The sequence below is a fragment of the Burkholderia sp. BCC1996 genome, assembly GCF_905339955.1.
Classification (GTDB): Bacteria; Pseudomonadota; Gammaproteobacteria; order Burkholderiales; family Burkholderiaceae; genus Burkholderia.
The window spans coordinates 23,751-40,327 of record NZ_CAJPHM010000015.1; the positions used below are offsets into that span (position 1 = coordinate 23,751).

Genomic DNA, 16,577 nt, shown 5'->3' on the forward strand with positions numbered 1-16,577 from the left:
GCGGGTTGCTAAACCGGAATCGACCGCCCCCGCACCCTGATTCCGAGCCGCACGACGCCGATCACCGCATTCGACAGCCACATCAGCAAGCGCGGCATGCCGCGTCGGCGGATATCGAGCAGCAGCACGATCCGCACTTCGTCACTGTCGTTCCACACTTCGTGCACGAAGGTGTCGTCCCACAGCAGGAAGCAGCCTTCGTCGAGCCGGTAGTCGCGGCCGTCGACCTTCAGCACGGCGGCCGGCGTGCCATCCGCGCGCTTCGGCATCGACAGCACCAGATAGCCGCGCAGGATGCCGCGGAACGGCCCGCGATGCGGCGGGATGTGCTTGCCGGGCGCGAGGAACGACAGCGATGCGGACAGCACGTCCGGCGACGCCGCGACGATCGATTCGACGGTCGGGCAGCGCGACAGGTTGCGCGGGAACGGCTGGCCGTAAGCCTGCATGATGAACATCCGCCAGTCGCGCGCATCGTTGGCCGAGATGTCGTGCTGCTCGCGCATGATCTCGTGGAAGCGCGGGATGCGCGGCAGATCGCGCGCGACGGCCAGCGCTTCCGCGCGAATGGCCGGCCACGCACGAACGAATCGCTCGGCGTCGGGAAACGCGGCCGTATCGAGCACGGCGCCGCCGTCGAGATGGCGGTCGTACAGCGTGCGAAGCAGGCCGGCTGCATAGTCGTAAGCGACGGACATGATCGAAGGGGCGATCCACAAGGTGTCGTCAGTCTGCCCCACGCGCGGTGGGGCCTGCGTTACGTCAGGTTACGCCGGCTGACGAAAGAATGACAGATCGATGAAGGTCCGGTGCGAGCGCTCCGGCATTCCGGGAATAAACGTACGCCCCGCGTCGTCATACGGGTGTAGCACCTCGTTTCGTTGACTTCCGAAGGAGTGGAGCATGAATACGCATTGGCTGGTGGCCGCCACGGTGGCGGCGATGTCCGTCGCGAGTGTCGCGACGCCTGCGTCGGCACAGGCACTGACGCGCGCGCAGGTCAGGCAGCAACTGATCGACGCCGAAACCAACGGGCTGCGCTTCGTGACCGATACGTCGTATCCGGACGTAAGCCCGCTGTTCCAGCAGCAGGCCGGGCAGCTGCCTCGGCATCAGGCCGAAACCGCGGTCGGCGGCGATCCGGCGGGGACGTCCGATGCGGGCAGGCCGGCGGCGCAACCGACCCGTCCGCGCCCGGCCGCATGCGTCGGCCCCGAGAGCTTTTGCACGCCGTATTTCGGAAGCTGACGCAGCGGACCGCCGCGGCGGGTTCGATATTCACGAAGGTTGATCGGCACGCAACATTGAAGGAGTTGATGATGAAAACTTATATCGCACTACTGATGATGATCGGCGCAATCTCCGGTCAGTCCGCATTCGCGCAATCGAATGCGCCGCTCACGCGTGCCCAGGTTCGCGAGGAGCTGATTCGTCTGGAAGCGGCCGGGTACGATCCGTCGAAGGGGGACGACGGCGAATATCCGGCGGACATTCAGGCCGCGCAGGCGAAGCTCGCCGAGCAGGATCGCGCGAGGATGGCGGCTTCGGCCGCCGCGCCTGCGCCGGCCTCCGTCATGCCGGCGCAGGCCGGCAACTAGGAGCCGACATGTACGTGTGTGTCTTCAGGCCGTCGTGTTCGCGGTATGGCGATACGCATGCCGTTCGCGGCACGCGGCCCGGTCGAACGGCACGGACGGCCAGGCCGTCGATCGCGCGCCGCTTCGCGCGGCGCCGCGATCGTCTCGTTGCCCGATTCCGTTGGGCGCGCAGGTGGATCGCGGGATGAGCGGCGATGCGGGCGAGATGCGATCCGCGATCGCCGGACTGCTGTCCGCGATGGCGCGCAAGGATGCCGGCGGCGGGATTACCAGGGCATCATCCGCTGCATGACCTGGTCGCGCAGGATGAAACGATGCGCGACCGCGGCCGCGACGTGAAGGCAGATGCCGCCGAACAGCACCCACGCGAGGATGCCGTGCACGTCGCCCATCGCATGCCCGAATCCCGATCCGGCCGCCGACAGCGCGGGCAGCGGCACGATGCCGAGCAGCGTCACGGCCCAGGCACGCGATGACGCATTGATCCAGCCGAGCAACGGCACCACGATCAGCAGCGCGTAGAGCCCGAAGTGCGTTGCGCCGGACACGGCGCGCATCGCGGGCGACAGTTGGTCGGCGGGCGGACGATGCGTCACGCGCCAGAGCACGCGGCAAGCCATCGCGGCGAGCAGCGCGGTGCCCACGATCAGGTGCGCGGCGATCAGGCCGACCGGTTGCGTATCGCGATGCACGTCGGGCATCGTCCAGCCGATCGCATACTGCGCGACGACGAGCGCCACGATCAGCCAGTGGAGAAGGCGTGCGACTGCGTCGTATCGGGCGGAGGTAGACATGAAAGCTCCTGGCAAGCGGGTGGGGACCGTATCTTCCGGAGGATTCTACGGCCGAATCCTTAACAAAACGTTAAGCGTTCGGCTGCGCATCGGATTCGCCCCGTGACGCATGTGCGCTCTCGACCCGGGCGGCGTCGGCCGACGGCAACACGATCGCGACGCCGGGGCCGTATCCGCCGATGCCGTGCCCGAACCGCACGCGGCCACCGAACCATCGCGCGATGCGCCCGACGATCGACAGCCCGGGCCCGCTACCGGGCTGGTGGTGCGCCGGATCGTCGGTTGCGAGCGCCACCAGGGGATGTGTCGTGCCGGTTGCGCTGTTTGCGCCGAGCGTACCCGAAGCGTCTTTCACGGCGATGACATTCCGCATCCGGACCGTCATCGCGACCGCGATCCTGTCGGCCCGTAAGGTGGCCCACGCGGCGTTCAGGGCCGCGGACGTTCGCGGCTAGTGCGCGTGACCGGAATCGATCGCCGCACGGTAGTCGTGTCATCTGATTGCGCGTACCGTCGGTTGGTCGTCCTTGATATCCGGCTCAACGGGAATCGACACGGCGGCGTGTCCGGGTGAGCGCGCGTTCGCGCGTGCCGGCCGGCGCGTCGCGGTCATTGGGCCACCACTGGGGAGAAGCATGATCTTGCTGCATCTGCTGCACGCGCTGGCCGGCGCAATGTCGATCGCATGCGGACTGGGCGTGTTGCTCGGCATTGCCTACACGGTCACGGCCAGCGTGCTGGTCGGCCGGTTCTTTTCCCGCGCGCGGGCGGTGCCGTGCGATTATCCGGGCGTGACCGTCGCGAAGCCGCTGCACGGCGACGAATGGAATCTCGTACAGCATCTCGAAAGCTTCTTCGTGCAGGATTATCCGGGGCCGGTACAGCATCTGTTCGGCGTGCACGATGCGGGCGACGCGGCGCTTGCGGCCGTCGAAACGTTGCGCAGGCGCCATCCGGACGCGAACATCAAGGTCGTCGCCGACGCGCGACTGTACGGGCCGAACCGCAAGATCGCGAATCTCGTCAACATGCTCGAACACGCGGAACATTCAGTGCTGTGTCTTGCCGACAGCGACGTGCTGGTCGAGCGCGAATATCTGCGTGCCGTCGTCGGCGCGCTGCAGCAGCCGGAAGTCGGCATCGTGACGAGCGTGTATCGCGGCATCGCGTCGCCGGGCTTCTGGCCCGGTGTCGCCGTCGCGATGACGAACTACCATTTCCTGCCAGGCGTCATCACCGGGCTTTTCATCGGGCGTGCCCGTCCGTGCTTTGGCCAGACGATTGCGATCACGCGCGCGACGCTCGAACGCATCGGCGGGCTCGCGCGTTTCGCGCATCACCTGGCCGAGGATCACGCGCTCGGCGAAGCGGTGCGGCAGGTCGGCGCGCAGGTCGTCGTCCCGCCGTTGGTCGTCGGGCACGCCTGTGTCGAAGAGACGTTCGCCACGCTGTACGCGCACGAATTGCGCTGGAGCTGCACGATCCGCGCGGCGGACCGGCTCGGTCATGCCGGGTCGGTGTTGATGCACCCGTTTCCGCTGGCGGTGCTGGCTGTGCTGTTTTCCGGCGGCACGCTCGCCGCCTGGGGGCTGGCGTTCGCGGCGCTCGTCGCGCGGGCGTTGCTGATGTCGAAGACGAGCCGCGCCACCGGCGCGGGTCTGCGCGGCGCGCTCTGGTTGCCGTTCGTCGATTTCCTGCAGTTCGTGGTGTTCGTGTCGAGCTTCTTCTCGTCGCACGTCGTCTGGCGCGGCACGCGCTTTCGCGTCGACCGCGAGGGCTTGCTGTCGCCCGCGGGGAAATCATGACGCACGACACGCATGCCGACCTCGAAGGCGCGGACCGGTGGTCCGCGCGTCGCGACGCGCGCCTGCGGCAAGCGGGGCGCGCGGCGGCGCTGGCCGGGCTGGTGCTCGCGGTGTGGCTGGTCTGGCGCGAGCATCCGCTGGAGATCCTGCACCGGCTGAGGATCGCCGGCGCCGGGTTGCTGGTCGCCGCGCTGGCCCACATCCTGCCGATGCTCGCGAATGCGTGGGACTGGCGGATGCTGATCCGCGGCCCGCGCCGGCCGTCGTTCGCGACGATGCTCCAGCTCGTGTGGATCCGCGAATCGATCAACGGATTGTTGCCGGTCGCGCGAATCGGCGGCGAGATCGTGTCGTTCGGCCTGCTGCGGCAGGTGGGCGTACGCCCGGCGACCGCCGTGGCGAGCCTCGTCGCCGACATGCAGCTGACGCTGATCAGCCAGCTCGTGTTCGCGCTGGTCGCGATCGGCTACGTGCTCGAACACGTATCGTCCGATGCCGCGCAGGTGGCCGCGCGCCTCGCCATCGGCATGGCGGCGCTGGTGCCGGTGCTGCTGCTGTTCGCACTGGTTCAGCACGCGCGGCCGTTCGAGCGCGCGATGCGCGTGGTCAACCGCGTCACGAGCGGCAAGGTGGTGGCGCTGGTCGGCGAATCGGCACGCACCGATCAGTCGATCCTTGTGATCTGGCGCAAGACGGGTATCGTCGTCCGCTATCTGGTGATCTGGCAGACGCTGCAGTTCGCCGGCTATGCACTGGAAATCTGGCTCGCGCTGCGTTTCCTCGGCGCCGATCCGACGTTCGCCCAGGCGCTCGCGATCGAAGCGCTGATCCAGCTGCTGAGCAGCATCGCGTTCCTGATGCCGGGCGGGCTGGGCGTGCAGGAGGGCGGGTTCGTGCTGATCGGCGGGCTGCTCGGGTTCGACGCGCCGACCTGTCTGGCGCTCGCCGGCGCGCGACGAGTGCGCGATCTGCTGTTCTATCTGCCCGGATTGCTCGCGTGGCAGCATGCGGCCGGCGCGGCGCGCTCGCCATCCGGCGCGAAGCGCGCATCGATGCACGTCGGGGAGTCCGCCGGGCCGCGCTGATGCAGCCCGACGTTGCCGGCCTGCCGGGCAGGCGGCAGCGACGCCTGGGCGGTCGCTTGCCTGCCGGGCGGCGCGGCCGTCAACGCCGTTCGTCGGCGAGATGGCTGCGGATGACGTCCGCGAACGACGTGTCGCCCTTCAGCCCGAGCGCTTCCGCGCGCGTCGTGTCCCAGCGGCCCGGCCAGCTGCCGACGATCTTTTCGACGCGTTCGTCCGGTGCATGGCGGATCAGCTTCACGACCTCGTCGCCCGCGACTTCGCGCAGCGCCGCGATCATCTCGTCGACCGACACCGACAGGCCGGGCAGGTTGATCACGCGCTTGTTGCCGAGCTTGTCGCTGTCGAGCTCGCAACCGGCGACGAGCGCGTCGATCGCGCCGCGCGGCGACAGCAGCCACAGCCGCGTCGACCCCGGCACCGGGCACACGCTTTCCTCGCCGTTCAGCGGCTCGCGAATGATGCCGCTCGCGAACGACGACGCAGCCGCGTTCGGGCGGCCCGGCCGCACGCTGATGGTCGGCAGCCGCAGCACGCGGCCGTCGACGAAGCCGCGGCGCGCGTAGTCGCACAGCAGCAGCTCGGCGATCGCCTTTTCCGCGCCGTACGACGATTGCGGATTCAGCGCGGTATCGTCCCGCACGACGTCGGGCAGCACGCCGCCGTAGACGGCCACCGAACTCGTGAACACGACGCGCGGACGATGGCCGCGCGCGCGGCACACTTCGAGCAGCGTGCGCGATGCGTCGAGGTTGATCCGCATGCCGAGATCGAAATCGGCTTCGGCCTGCCCGCTAACGATCGCCGCGAGGTGGAAGATCGCGCCTGTCTGCGTGTCGATCGCGCTTTCGAGCACCGCGCGATCGGCGATGTCGCCGACGATCGACGTCACGCGCGCGTCGCCGAAATCGCTGCCCTCGACGACGTCGAGCAGCACCAGCTCGTCGATCCTGCTGCTCCGGCCGTCGGGGCCGGTCAGCTCGCCGCGTTCGAGCAGCTTGCGCGCGAGACGCTGGCCGAGAAAGCCGGCGCCGCCGGTGATCAGTACTTTCATGTTCTTTGCCCTCTGAGGAATGCGGAAATTACAGGTACGGCCTGAGCCAGCCGAGGCCCTCGGACGTGCCGGCCTTCGGGCGATACTCGCAGCCGATCCAGCCGTCGTAGCCGAGCGCGTCGATCAGCGCGAACAGATACGGGTAATTGAGTTCGCCGATGTCCGGCTCGTGACGCTCGGGCACGCCGGCGATCTGGATGTGGCCGATGCCCGCGAAATCGCGCTTGAGCTTCATCGCCAGGTCGCCCTCGACGATCTGGCAGTGATAGCAGTCGAACTGCACCTTCAGGTTCGGCGCGCCGACTTCCGCGCGGATGTCGTGCGCATCGTCCTGGCGGCTCAGGAAATAGCCGGGCATGTCGCGCTGGTTGATCGGCTCGATCAGGATCGTGATGCCGTGCGCGGAGGCCGCCTGCGCCGCATGCCGCAGGTTCGCCACGTAGGTGTCGCGATGGCGCGCGCGGTCTGCGCCCGGCGCGACCATCCCGGCCATCACGTGCAGCTTCTTGTTGCCGAGCACGCGCGCATAGTCGAGCGCCTGGTCGATGCCGCGCCGGAACTCGTCCTCGCGGCCCGGCAGCGATGCGATCCCGCGTTCGCCGGCGGCCCAGTCGCCGGGCGGCGCGTTGAACAGCGCCTGCTCGAGGTCGTGCGCGTCGAGGCGCGCGCGGATGTCCTCGGCGGCGAAGTCGTACGGGAACAGGTACTCGACGGCCTTGAAGCCGTCGTGCGAGGCAGCGGCGAAGCGTTCGAGGAACGCGTGCTCGGTGTACATCATCGAGAGGTTGGCGGCGAAGCGGGGCATGGCAGCGGTCCGGTGAATGAATGGGGCGGGGCGCCCGGCGCCCCGCGTCGAATGAAGGGTCAGCGGTTCACGAGTTTCGCGGGCGTGAGCCACACGGCGATCGCGCCGATCACGAGCATGCCGGCCAGCACGTACATGCCGGACGACGTGCTGTGCGTGACGTCCTTCAGGTAGCCGATCACGTACGGGCTCGCGAACCCGGCGAGGTTGCCGACCGAGTTGATGATCGCGATCCCGGCGGCCGCGGCGGAGCCGGCGAGGAACGCGGTCGGCAGCGACCAGAACAGCGGTGCGCAGGTCAGCACGCCGCCCGCCGCGAGCGACAGGAACACGATCGACACCGCCGTATTGTGCGAGTACGACGCGGCGACCGCAAACCCGACCGCGCCCATCAGCGCCGGCACGATCAGGTGCCAGCGGCGTTCGCGGCGCTTGTCCGCGCTGTGGCCGAACAGGTTCATCACGACGATCGCGACGACGAACGGGATCGCCGACAGCAGGCCGATCTGGAGCGTATCGGTGATGCCGGTCGACTTGACGAGGGTCGGCATCCAGAACGTGAGGCCGTACTGGCCGGTGACGAACGCGAAGTAGATCAACGACATCCACCACATGCGCGGGTCGGCGAACACGGCCTTCAGCGAATGGCCGTGCTGCTGCTGTTCCTGCGGCTGCGCGGCGATTTCGTCCTCGAGCAGCTGCTTCTCGCGCGCGTCGAGCCACTTCGCGCTGCGGATGCCGTTGTCGAGATACAGGATCGTCGCGATACCGACGAGCAGCGCCGGCACGGCTTCGATCACGAACATCCATTGCCAGCCGTGAAAGCCCGAGCCGCCGTGGAAGCGCTCCATGATCCAGCCGGACAGCGGGTTGCCGAAGATGCCCGACACCGGAATCGCGGACATGAACACCGCGATGATCTTCGCGCGCCGATGCGACGGGAACCAGTACGTGAGGTAGAGGATCACGCCCGGATAGAAGCCGGCTTCCGCGAGACCGAGCAGGAAGCGCAGCACGTAGAACTGCGTCGGCGTCTTCACGAACGCGAACACCGCCGACAGCAGGCCCCACGTGATCATGATCCGCGCGATCCAGATGCGCGCGCCGATGCGGTGCATCAGCAGGTTGCTCGGCAGCTCGAACAGGAAGTAGCCGAGGAAGAAGATGCCGGCGCCGAGGCCGAACACGGTTTCGCTGAACGCGAGGTCCTGCGACATCTGCAGCTTTGCGAAGCCGACGTTCACGCGGTCGAGATACGCGACCACGTAGCAGAGCATCAGGAACGGCACGATGCGCCAGAACACTTTCCTGTAGGTGCGGTCGAGCTCGCCCGATTGGGCGGGCGCGGCGGGCGAGCGGCTTGCGGCCGCGTCGAGAGCAGTCATCGTCGTCTCCAGAGATGTCGTGTGCCGGCGGCGCGTAGGCCGCCGGATCGTGTGTGTGTGCTGACGGAAGGGCCCGCGCACACGGCGGGCATGGGAATCGTTACGGAGTCCTGCGTGATTCGAATGCGCGATGCGTTGCGTTACCAGCGCGCGCCGAACGCCTGGCGCAGTTCGTCGAGCGCGGCGTCGGACAGCGGCTTGGGCTTCGGGTCCGTCATCAGCCACAGCCGCGCGGTTTCCTCGAGTTCCTCGAGCGCATACGATGCGTGTGACACCGACGGACCCCACATCACCGGGCCGAGGCGGTCGAGCAGCACGCCGCGCACCTGGTCGGCGAGCGCCGCGACTTCGGCCGCGACGGCCGGGTCGCCGGGGCGGCGATAGCGGATCAGCGGAATGTGGCCGACCTTCATCACGTAGTACGGCGTGAGCGGCGGCAGCACATCGGTGTCGCGCCACACGCCCGCGAGCGTCAGCGCGACGAGGTGCGTCGAATGCGTATGGACGATGCCGTGCGCTTGCGCGTTGCGCGCGTAGATCCCGCGATGCAGCGCAAGCGTCTTCGACGGCCTGCCGCCCGATACCGGCTGGCCTTCGAGGCCGACCTTCGCGATGTCGTTCGGGTCGAGGCGGCCGAGGCACGCGTCGGTCGGCGTGATCAACCAGCCGTCGTCCAGGCGCGCGCTGATGTTGCCGGCGCTGCCGACCGCGTGGCCGCGCGCATACAGGCTCGCGCCGACGACGCAGATCTCTTCGCGCAGTGTCGCTTCGTGACTCATCATGCGGCTCCGTCGAGTGCGCGCAGCGCCTTGTCGAAAAAGTCCACCGTGCCGAAGTTGCCGGACTTCAGCGCGAGGCCGAGCGGCTGCGCGTCGACGGTGGCCGTCGCCGGCACGCCCGGATCGATCTGCGCGCCGATCTGCAGCGATTTCACGTCGAGCGCCTGCACGACCGCGCCGGACGTCTCGCCGCCGGCGACGACGAACTTGCGCACGCCGAGGTCGCGCAGGCCGCGGGCGATCGCCGCGAGCGTGCTTTCGACGAGATGGCCGGCCGCTTCGACGCCGAGCGCGTGCTGGACGGCCTTCACTTCATCGGGCGTCGCGGTCGCGTAGATCAGCACGGGCTGCGGCAGGTGCGAGCGTGCGAACGCGAGTGCCGCGTCGACGACGGGTTCGCCGCGCGAGGCCGCGAGCGGATCGATCCGGAAGCTCGGCCGGCTTTCGCGCCACGCGGCGACCTGTGCGTTGGTCGCCTTCGATGCGCTGCCGGCGAGCACCGCCGACGATCCGTCGATCTGCGGCAGCGAGGCCGCGTTGTCGCGCTCGGGCAGTTGGTCCACGCGGCGGAAATTCGCGGGCAGGCCGAGCGCGACGCCCGAGCCGCCGGTCACGAGCGGCAGGCCCGCGCACGCTTCGCCGAGCACGTAGAGGTCGTGATCCGACAGCGCGTCCGCGATCGCGAAGCGCGCGCCTTCCGCGCGCAGCTGCTCGATCCGCTCGCGCACGGCGGCCGCACCCAGCGCGATCGTGTCGTAGCGGATCAGGCCGACTTGCGACTTCGTCTGCCGCTGCAGCACGCGTACGAGATTCGCGTCCTTCATCGGCGTGAGCGGGTGGTTCTCCATCCCCGATTCGTTCAGCAGCACGTCGCCGACGAACAGGTGGCCGCGATAGATCGTGCGGCCGTTCTCCGGGAACGCCGGGCAGGCGATCGTGAAGTCGCCGCCGGCCGCATCGAGCAGCGCGTCGGCCACTGGCCCGATGTTGCCCGCGTCGGTCGAATCGAACGTCGAGCAGTACTTGAAGAAGAACTGGCGGCACCCTTGCGCGCGCAACCATTCGTAGGCGGCAAGCGACTGCGCGACGGCGTCGGCGGCGGCAATCGTGCGCGACTTCAGCGCGACGACGATCGCGTCGGCATCGACTGCGGTGCCGCCGGCGGGCACGCCGATCGTCTGTACGGTACGCATGCCGCTCTTGACGAGCATGTTCGCGAGATCGGTCGCGCCGGTGAAATCGTCGGCGATGCAGCCGAGCAGGGGGCGGGAAGCGGAAGCGGTCATGGCGGGAACGTCGTTCGAATCAGCGGGCGGGCGGCAGCGTGATGCCGGGGAAAGTCTTGATCACGGCGGAATCGTCCTCGCCGCCGTGGCCGGCGCTCGATGCGCTCATGAACATCTGGTGCGCGGTGGCCGACAGCGGCAGCGGGAACTTGCTGCGGCGCGCGGTATCGAGCACGAGGCCGAGATCCTTCACGAAGATGTCGACGGCCGACAGCGGCGTGTAGTCGCCATTCAGGATGTGCGGCACGCGGTTCTCGAACATCCACGAGTTGCCGGCGCTGTGCGTGATCACGTCGTACAGCGCGTCGGCATCGACGCCTTCGCGCAGGCCCAGCGCCATCGCCTCGGCGGCCGCCGCGATATGCACGCCGGCCAGCAGCTGGTTGATGATCTTCACCTTCGAGCCGATGCCGTGCGCGTCGCCGAGGCGATACACCTTGCCGGCGATCGCGGCGAGCACGTCGTCGCAAGCTGCATACGCGGCGGCGGGGCCCGACGTCATCATCGTCATCTCGCCGGAGGCCGCGCGTGCGGCGCCGCCGGACACCGGCGCATCGAGCATCTGCAGGCCTGCGGCCTCGATGCGCGTGCCGAGCGCGACCGCGAAGTCGGGCGCGACGGTCGCGCTCGCGATCACGACGCCGCCCGGCTTCATCGCCGCGACCGCGCCGTGCTCGCCGAACAGCACCGTTTCGGTCTGCGCGGCATTGACGACGAGCGTGACGACGACGTCGCACTGCGCGCCGAGTTCGGCCGGGTTCGCGCAGGCCACGCCGCCTTCGGCCGCGAATGCCTGCAGCACGGTGTCGCGCACGTCGCAGGCGTGCACGCGGAACCCCGCGCGCAGCAGCGAGCGGGCGACGCCGAGGCCCATCGCGCCGAGGCCGATGACTCCAACATTTCGTGACATGGTCAACCTTGATCGATTCGGAAAAGGTTCGGGACAACGACGGCGCCGGTTCGGCCCGGGCCGCCGCATTCGTTCATCAACAGATGCCGGCTTCCGCGAGGCGGCGCGCGGCGTTGTACATGTGCGTGCGCGCCGCGTTGCGCGCTGCCATCGGGTCGCGTGCGCGGATCGCGTCGGCGATCGCCGCGTGCTCCTCGCGCACCTGCCGCGAGAAATCCTCGCGCGTCGCTTCGTTGCGCCGCGTGACCTTCACGCCGGCCTCGAGGTACTGGTTCAGGAACTGCAGCGTCTTCAGGAAATACGGGTTGCCGGTAACGGCCGCGATCGTGCGGTGGAACGCGACGTCTTCCGCGACGCCGTCGCGCCCTTCGGCCACCGCGTCGTCGATCTTGCGCAGCGCGTCGTCGATGTCGGCCATGTCGTCGGCGGTGTGATGCAGCGCGGCTTCGGCCGCGACTTCAGCCTCGATCGCGCGGCGCACCGCAAGCAGGTGCGGCAGCGAGCTCGCCTCGACGGCTTCCGCGTAGTCGATCCGCAGCGGCCGGATCGCGCCGTGCTGGTTCATGTACACGCCGCTGCCCTGGCGCGGCTCGACCACGCCTTCGTTCTTCAGGCGCGAGATCGCCTCGCGGATCACGGTGCGGCTCACGCCGAATTCCTGCGCGAGAACGGCTTCCGTCGGCAGCTTGCCGGTGGCCGAGAAACTGCCGGCTTCGATCTGCTTCAGCAGTTGCTGTGCGACGTGGTCGCTCATCGCACGGGCGGGAATTTTCTCGAACATGGCGCTCTGGTTTGTAATGTGATGTGGTCATCATACAAATTTGAAGGTGCGTCAGCATCCGGAATAACCCTCGATCAATGGGTTGCAACGTCGGTCAAATGGATTGGAACCGGTTCCAGATGGCGGGGAAATGTGGCGATCGTGCCGGGTTCGATGTGCGGTTGGCGGGCGAAGGGTGAACGGCGAACGGCGAACGGCGGGGCCGAGGCGAAGGGCGAAGAACGAAGAACGAAGAACGAAGAACGAAGAACGAAGAACGAAGAACGAAGAACGAAGAACGAAGCCGCGCGCCGGCGGCGCGCGCGATCGTCAATCAGTCGGCGATGTCTTCCACGGGATCGGGATCGGTCGCCGCCGACATACCGCCTTCCGCGACTTCCCCGCCGCGCTCGCGATACGTCGCCGGCGGCACGCCGAACTGCTTGCGGAACTCGCGGCCGAGATGCGACGCGTCGGCGAACCCGCAGCTCGACGCGATATCGGCGACGGTGCGGTCGGAACTGGTCAGCAGCCACGCGGCCGTGCGCAGCCGCACCTGCTTCGCGAACGCCTGCGGGCTCTTGCCCGTCTCGGCCTTGAACAGCCGCTCGAGCTGGCGGGTCGACATGTCCAGCTTGCACGCGAGCTCCTCGAGCGGCAGCGCGCGCCCGACATGCTGTTCCATCAGGAGAATCGCGCGCTTGACCTTCGGATGCGTGGCCGGCTCGAGGCCCGGCGGATGCGGCTGCGGCGCATTGCCTTTCTGCATCTCGCCGACCAGCAGGATGCGCAGCGCCTTCTGCACGGTCGCATGGTCGAAATGGCGCAGCAGGATCGCGGCGGCGACGTCGATCGACGCACGGCCGCCCGAGCAGGTGATCCGGCGCCGGTCGATCACGAACAGGCGGTCGGCAATCAGCAGGTCGGGATCGGCGTTCGGGAAGCGCTCGATGAAATCCCAGTAGTGGAACCAGCTCACGCAGGTGCGGTAGCCGTCGAGCACGTTCGCGCGCATCAGCGTGAACACGCCCGTGCAGATGCCGACGACCGTCGCGCCGTCCGCCGCCGCGCGGCGCACGAACTCGAGCGTTTCGGGGCCGGCTTGCGGCCCCGAATGCAGCAGCCCGCCGACCACGACCACGTAGTCGAACGGCTCGGCGCTCTCGAAGGTTTCCCACGGCGTGATCTGGATCCCGCAGCTCGCGCGCACCGGCGCCAGCGTTTCGCCGATCACGCTCCACGCGCAGCGCACCGGCTTGCTGTAGTCGCCGTCGTCGGCCGACAGCCGCAGCATGTCGACGAAACCCGAGAAGGCCGTGAGCGTGAAGTTCGGCAGCAGCACGATGCCGAAGCGGATGCGCCGCGGCGCAGGTTCGGCGAGGGGGAAAGCGGGTACGTCGGGTGTCATCGCGGTCAATCTCGTCACGCCGGGAAGGCGGGTCTCACTTGTTGCACTCTGCTTGCGGGCGCGCCGGCCGACTTGTGGTTTTGCGTCGCCGATCATCGTCAAAACGCACTTTCCGGCCGTCCTGCGCGGGGCTTGGCGGCGGTATCCCACGCCGATGCCGTTTTTGTTCTATCGGCCAATTTTACGCTTTGATGTACTGATGCCAACGACATTTCACGTACGCCCACCCAGAGGAAGCCAGATGAACGTCAGCGCGTTCGACCTGTTCAAGATCGGCATCGGCCCGTCCAGTTCGCATACGGTCGGCCCGATGATCGCCGCGTGCCGCTTCGCGTCGCACATCGAGGACGCGAACCTGCTCGGCTTCGTGCGCCGCGTGCGGGTCGAACTATACGGCTCGCTCGGTGCAACGGGCAAGGGCCACGGCACCGACAAGGCGGTGCTGCTCGGCCTCGAGGGCCACCTGCCGGACACGATCGATCCGGACCTGATCGAGCCGCGGCTCGCGGCGATCCGCGCGGAGAAGTCGCTGGCGCTGCTCGGCAAGCAGACGATCCGCTTCGACGAGAAGGAGAACATCGGCTTCTACCGCAAGCTGATGAGCGGCACGAGCATCGTGCATCCGAACGGGATGCGCTTCCAGGCGTTCGACGAGCACGGCCAGCTGCTCGTCGAGAAAGAGTATTACTCGGTCGGCGGCGGCTTCGTCGTGAACCGCGACGGCGATCGCGTGAACGGCGTACGCGCGGCGGTCGAGGTGCCGTATCCGTTCCGCACCGGCGACGACCTGATGCGCCAGTGCCGCGAACACGGGCTGTCGATCGCCGAACTGATGCTGCGCAACGAATGCGCGCTGCGCCCCGAGGACGAAGTGCGCGCCGGGCTGCTCGCGATCTGGCGCACGATGGCCGCATGCGTCGAGCGCGGCTGCAAGGTCGAGGGCGAGCTGCCGGGCCCGATGCGCGTGAAGCGCCGCGCGGCCGAACTGAACGGCCGCCTGCGCGCGCGTTCGGAGGAGTCGCTGCGCGATCCGCTGTCGATGCTCGACTGGGTCAACCTGTATGCGATGGCCGTCAACGAGGAGAACGCGGCGGGCGGCCGGGTCGTCACCGCGCCGACCAACGGCGCGGCCGGCGTGATTCCCGCGGTGCTGCACTACTACGTGAAATTCGTGCCGGGCTCAAACGAAGCCGGCATTGTCGAATTCCTGCTGACGGCCGCGGCGATCGGGATCATCTACAAGGAAACGGCGTCGATCTCCGGCGCGGAAGTCGGCTGCCAGGGCGAAGTGGGTGTCGCGTGCTCGATGGCCGCCGCCGCGCTGGCCGCGGTGATGGGCGGCACGCCCGACCAGGTCGAGAACGCGGCCGAGATCGGCATGGAGCACAACCTCGGCATGACCTGCGATCCGGTCGGCGGGCTCGTGCAGATTCCGTGCATCGAACGCAACGCGATGGGCGCGATCAAGGCGCTGAACGCGTCGCGCATGGCGCTCAAGGGTAACGGCCAGCACTACGTCTCGCTTGATTCGGTGATCAAGACGATGCGCGAGACGGGGGCCGACATGAAGACGAAATACAAGGAAACGTCGCGCGGCGGTCTTGCCGTGAACGTCATCGAATGCTAACGAAGGATCACTAACATGAGCCGCTACTCGATATTCAGCCTGTTCCGCAACGGCCTCTCGTATCACGAGAACTGGGAAAAGCAGTGGAAGAGCCCGGAACCGAAGAAGGAATACGACGTCGTGATCGTCGGCGGCGGCGGCCACGGCCTCGCGACCGCGTACTACCTCGCGAAGGAGCACGGCATCACGAACGTCGCGATCCTCGAGAAGGGCTGGATCGGCGGCGGCAACACCGCGCGCAACACGACGATCGTGCGCTCGAACTACCTGTGGGACGAATCGGCCGCGCTGTACGAGAAGGCGATGAAGCTGTGGGAAGGGCTGTCGCAGGATCTCAACTACAACGTGATGTTCAGCCAGCGCGGCGTGATGAACCTCGCGCACACGCTGCAGGACGTGCGTGACACCGAGCGTCGCGTGAACGCGAACCGCCTGAACGGCGTCGACGCCGAATTCCTGACGCCCGCGCAGATCAAGGAAATCGAGCCGACCATCAACCTGAACAGCCGCTACCCGGTGCTCGGCGCCTCGATCCAGCGCCGTGCGGGCGTCGCGCGTCACGACGCGGTGGCCTGGGGCTTCGCGCGCGGCGCCGACCGCGCCGGCGTCGACATCATCCAGAACTGCCAGGTGACGGGCATTCGCCGCGAAGGCGGCGCGGTGGTCGGCGTCGATACGGTGAAGGGCTTCATCAAGGCGAAGAAGGTCGCGGTGGTCGCAGCCGGCAACACGACGACGCTCGCCGACATGGCCGGCGTGCGCCTGCCGATCGAAAGCCACCCGCTGCAGGCACTCGTGTCCGAGCCGATCAAGCCGGTGGTGAACTCGGTGATCATGTCGAACGCGGTGCACGCGTACATCAGCCAGTCCGACAAGGGCGACCTCGTGATCGGCGCGGGTATCGACCAGTACACGGGTTTCGGCCAGCGCGGCAGCTTCCACATCATCGAAAGCACGCTGCAGGCGATCATCGAGATGTTCCCGGTGTTCTCGCGCGTGCGGATGAACCGCCAGTGGGGCGGCATCGTCGACGTGTCGCCGGACGCCTGCCCGATCATCACCAAGACCGACGTGAAGGGCCTCTATTTCAACTGCGGCTGGGGTACCGGCGGCTTCAAGGCGACGCCGGGCTCCGGCTGGGTGTTCGCGCACACGATCGCCCGCGACGAACCGCATCCGCTGAACGCCCCGTTCGCGCTCGACCGCTTCTACACGGGCCACCTGATCGACGAACACGGCGCTGCCGCCGTTGCGCACTAAACCCGACGACCATTGGAGAAAGAA

The 16,577-nt window shown here is 67.9% G+C and carries 17 protein-coding genes; 6 read left to right on the top strand and 11 right to left on the bottom strand.

All coding sequences use genetic code 11. The annotated features are described in order from the left end of the window. Positions 1–8 precede the first annotated feature (8 nt). On the bottom strand, positions 9–698 hold the full coding sequence (locus tag U4Z64_RS21805) for an aspartyl/asparaginyl beta-hydroxylase domain-containing protein (protein WP_044844430.1): 690 nt from the start codon (positions 696–698) through the stop codon (positions 9–11). Positions 699–903: 205 nt separating this feature from the next. On the opposite strand from U4Z64_RS21805, the gene U4Z64_RS21810 reads away from it, so the two are divergent. Together U4Z64_RS21810 and U4Z64_RS21815 are read left to right on the top strand one after the other, a co-directional pair. Further along, the gene (locus tag U4Z64_RS21810) at positions 904–1,248 is read left to right on the top strand and encodes a DUF4148 domain-containing protein (protein ID WP_044844429.1); all 345 of its coding nucleotides are present in this window, start codon (positions 904–906) and stop codon (positions 1,246–1,248) included. 71 nt (positions 1,249–1,319) lie between these two features. Beyond that, entirely contained in the window at positions 1,320–1,598 is a 279-nt protein-coding gene (locus tag U4Z64_RS21815; RefSeq protein ID WP_257774678.1) for a DUF4148 domain-containing protein, read from the top strand. Positions 1,599–1,864: 266 nt separating this feature from the next. Here the strand turns inward: U4Z64_RS21815 and U4Z64_RS21820 are convergent, their stop codons facing one another. Then, positions 1,865–2,392 (bottom strand): cytochrome b, encoded by a 528-nt coding sequence (locus tag U4Z64_RS21820; RefSeq protein WP_044844427.1) that lies wholly within the window; start codon positions 2,390–2,392, stop codon positions 1,865–1,867. A 70-nt stretch (positions 2,393–2,462) separates the two neighbouring features. Next, positions 2,463–2,777 carry a hypothetical protein gene (locus U4Z64_RS21825; RefSeq protein ID WP_321802216.1) on the bottom strand — a complete coding sequence of 105 codons (315 nt, stop codon included), beginning with the start codon at positions 2,775–2,777 and terminating at the stop codon, positions 2,463–2,465. Positions 2,778–3,027: 250 nt separating this feature from the next. Between U4Z64_RS21825 and hpnI the strand changes: the two genes are divergently transcribed. Further along, entirely contained in the window at positions 3,028–4,197 is a 1,170-nt protein-coding gene (gene hpnI / locus U4Z64_RS21830) for a bacteriohopanetetrol glucosamine biosynthesis glycosyltransferase HpnI (protein ID WP_321821063.1), read from the top strand. Beyond that, positions 4,194–5,282: a lysylphosphatidylglycerol synthase domain-containing protein gene (locus U4Z64_RS21835; RefSeq protein ID WP_321821064.1), complete on the top strand. Its 1,089-nt coding sequence runs from the start codon at positions 4,194–4,196 to the stop codon at positions 5,280–5,282. Before hpnI ends, U4Z64_RS21835 begins: the two co-directional genes overlap by 4 nt. A gap of 79 nt (positions 5,283–5,361) precedes the next feature. Here U4Z64_RS21835 and denD read toward each other — a convergent pair whose 3' ends face one another. From denD to U4Z64_RS21875, 8 genes are all read right to left on the bottom strand, one after another. Next, positions 5,362–6,333 (bottom strand): D-erythronate dehydrogenase, encoded by a 972-nt coding sequence (gene denD, locus U4Z64_RS21840; RefSeq protein ID WP_321821065.1) that lies wholly within the window; start codon positions 6,331–6,333, stop codon positions 5,362–5,364. 28 nt (positions 6,334–6,361) lie between these two features. Further along, positions 6,362–7,138 (bottom strand): 2-oxo-tetronate isomerase, encoded by a 777-nt coding sequence (gene otnI / locus U4Z64_RS21845; RefSeq protein WP_044844421.1) that lies wholly within the window; start codon positions 7,136–7,138, stop codon positions 6,362–6,364. Positions 7,139–7,197: 59 nt separating this feature from the next. Beyond that, entirely contained in the window at positions 7,198–8,523 is a 1,326-nt protein-coding gene (locus U4Z64_RS21850) for an MFS transporter (protein WP_124666863.1), read from the bottom strand. A gap of 140 nt (positions 8,524–8,663) precedes the next feature. Next, positions 8,664–9,302: an aldolase gene (locus tag U4Z64_RS21855; protein WP_321821143.1), complete on the bottom strand. Its 639-nt coding sequence runs from the start codon at positions 9,300–9,302 to the stop codon at positions 8,664–8,666. Next, positions 9,302–10,588: a 3-oxo-tetronate kinase gene (otnK, locus tag U4Z64_RS21860; protein WP_321821066.1), complete on the bottom strand. Its 1,287-nt coding sequence runs from the start codon at positions 10,586–10,588 to the stop codon at positions 9,302–9,304. The genes U4Z64_RS21855 and otnK overlap by 1 nt, the downstream gene beginning before the upstream one ends. A gap of 19 nt (positions 10,589–10,607) precedes the next feature. After that, positions 10,608–11,498, bottom strand: a complete 891-nt coding sequence (gene ltnD, locus U4Z64_RS21865) for an L-threonate dehydrogenase (RefSeq protein WP_321821067.1) — start codon at positions 11,496–11,498, stop codon at positions 10,608–10,610. Between the two features lie 76 nt (positions 11,499–11,574). Beyond that, on the bottom strand, positions 11,575–12,279 hold the full coding sequence (locus U4Z64_RS21870) for a FadR/GntR family transcriptional regulator (RefSeq protein WP_321821068.1): 705 nt from the start codon (positions 12,277–12,279) through the stop codon (positions 11,575–11,577). 313 nt (positions 12,280–12,592) lie between these two features. Next, on the bottom strand, positions 12,593–13,666 hold the full coding sequence (locus tag U4Z64_RS21875) for a GlxA family transcriptional regulator (protein WP_124485107.1): 1,074 nt from the start codon (positions 13,664–13,666) through the stop codon (positions 12,593–12,595). 241 nt (positions 13,667–13,907) lie between these two features. Here U4Z64_RS21875 and U4Z64_RS21880 point away from each other — a divergent pair, with 241 nt between their 5' ends. Both U4Z64_RS21880 and U4Z64_RS21885 read left to right on the top strand, forming a co-directional pair. Beyond that, the gene (locus tag U4Z64_RS21880) at positions 13,908–15,293 is read left to right on the top strand and encodes an L-serine ammonia-lyase (RefSeq protein ID WP_044844415.1); all 1,386 of its coding nucleotides are present in this window, start codon (positions 13,908–13,910) and stop codon (positions 15,291–15,293) included. Between the two features lie 15 nt (positions 15,294–15,308). Further along, the gene (locus U4Z64_RS21885) at positions 15,309–16,553 is read left to right on the top strand and encodes a sarcosine oxidase subunit beta family protein (protein ID WP_034180813.1); all 1,245 of its coding nucleotides are present in this window, start codon (positions 15,309–15,311) and stop codon (positions 16,551–16,553) included. The last annotated feature ends 24 nt before the right edge of the window (positions 16,554–16,577 follow it).

Excerpts from the sequence above, each read along its gene's own strand:
- U4Z64_RS21805 (WP_044844430.1), bottom strand. The coding sequence starts at position 698 with ATGTCCGTCGCTTACGACTATGCAGCCGGCCTGCTTCGCACGCTGTAC.
- U4Z64_RS21810 (WP_044844429.1), top strand. The coding sequence starts at position 904 with ATGAATACGCATTGGCTGGTGGCCGCCACGGTGGCGGCGATGTCCGTC.
- U4Z64_RS21815 (WP_257774678.1), top strand. The coding sequence starts at position 1,320 with ATGAAAACTTATATCGCACTACTGATGATGATCGGCGCAATCTCCGGT.
- U4Z64_RS21820 (WP_044844427.1), bottom strand. The coding sequence starts at position 2,392 with ATGTCTACCTCCGCCCGATACGACGCAGTCGCACGCCTTCTCCACTGG.
- U4Z64_RS21825 (WP_321802216.1), bottom strand. The coding sequence starts at position 2,777 with ATGACGGTCCGGATGCGGAATGTCATCGCCGTGAAAGACGCTTCGGGT.
- hpnI (WP_321821063.1), top strand. The coding sequence starts at position 3,028 with ATGATCTTGCTGCATCTGCTGCACGCGCTGGCCGGCGCAATGTCGATC.
- U4Z64_RS21835 (WP_321821064.1), top strand. The coding sequence starts at position 4,194 with ATGACGCACGACACGCATGCCGACCTCGAAGGCGCGGACCGGTGGTCC.
- denD (WP_321821065.1), bottom strand. The coding sequence starts at position 6,333 with ATGAAAGTACTGATCACCGGCGGCGCCGGCTTTCTCGGCCAGCGTCTC.
- otnI (WP_044844421.1), bottom strand. The coding sequence starts at position 7,138 with ATGCCCCGCTTCGCCGCCAACCTCTCGATGATGTACACCGAGCACGCG.
- U4Z64_RS21850 (WP_124666863.1), bottom strand. The coding sequence starts at position 8,523 with ATGACTGCTCTCGACGCGGCCGCAAGCCGCTCGCCCGCCGCGCCCGCC.
- U4Z64_RS21855 (WP_321821143.1), bottom strand. The coding sequence starts at position 9,302 with ATGAGTCACGAAGCGACACTGCGCGAAGAGATCTGCGTCGTCGGCGCG.
- otnK (WP_321821066.1), bottom strand. The coding sequence starts at position 10,588 with ATGACCGCTTCCGCTTCCCGCCCCCTGCTCGGCTGCATCGCCGACGAT.
- ltnD (WP_321821067.1), bottom strand. The coding sequence starts at position 11,498 with ATGTCACGAAATGTTGGAGTCATCGGCCTCGGCGCGATGGGCCTCGGC.
- U4Z64_RS21870 (WP_321821068.1), bottom strand. The coding sequence starts at position 12,279 with ATGTTCGAGAAAATTCCCGCCCGTGCGATGAGCGACCACGTCGCACAG.
- U4Z64_RS21875 (WP_124485107.1), bottom strand. The coding sequence starts at position 13,666 with ATGACACCCGACGTACCCGCTTTCCCCCTCGCCGAACCTGCGCCGCGG.
- U4Z64_RS21880 (WP_044844415.1), top strand. The coding sequence starts at position 13,908 with ATGAACGTCAGCGCGTTCGACCTGTTCAAGATCGGCATCGGCCCGTCC.
- U4Z64_RS21885 (WP_034180813.1), top strand. The coding sequence starts at position 15,309 with ATGAGCCGCTACTCGATATTCAGCCTGTTCCGCAACGGCCTCTCGTAT.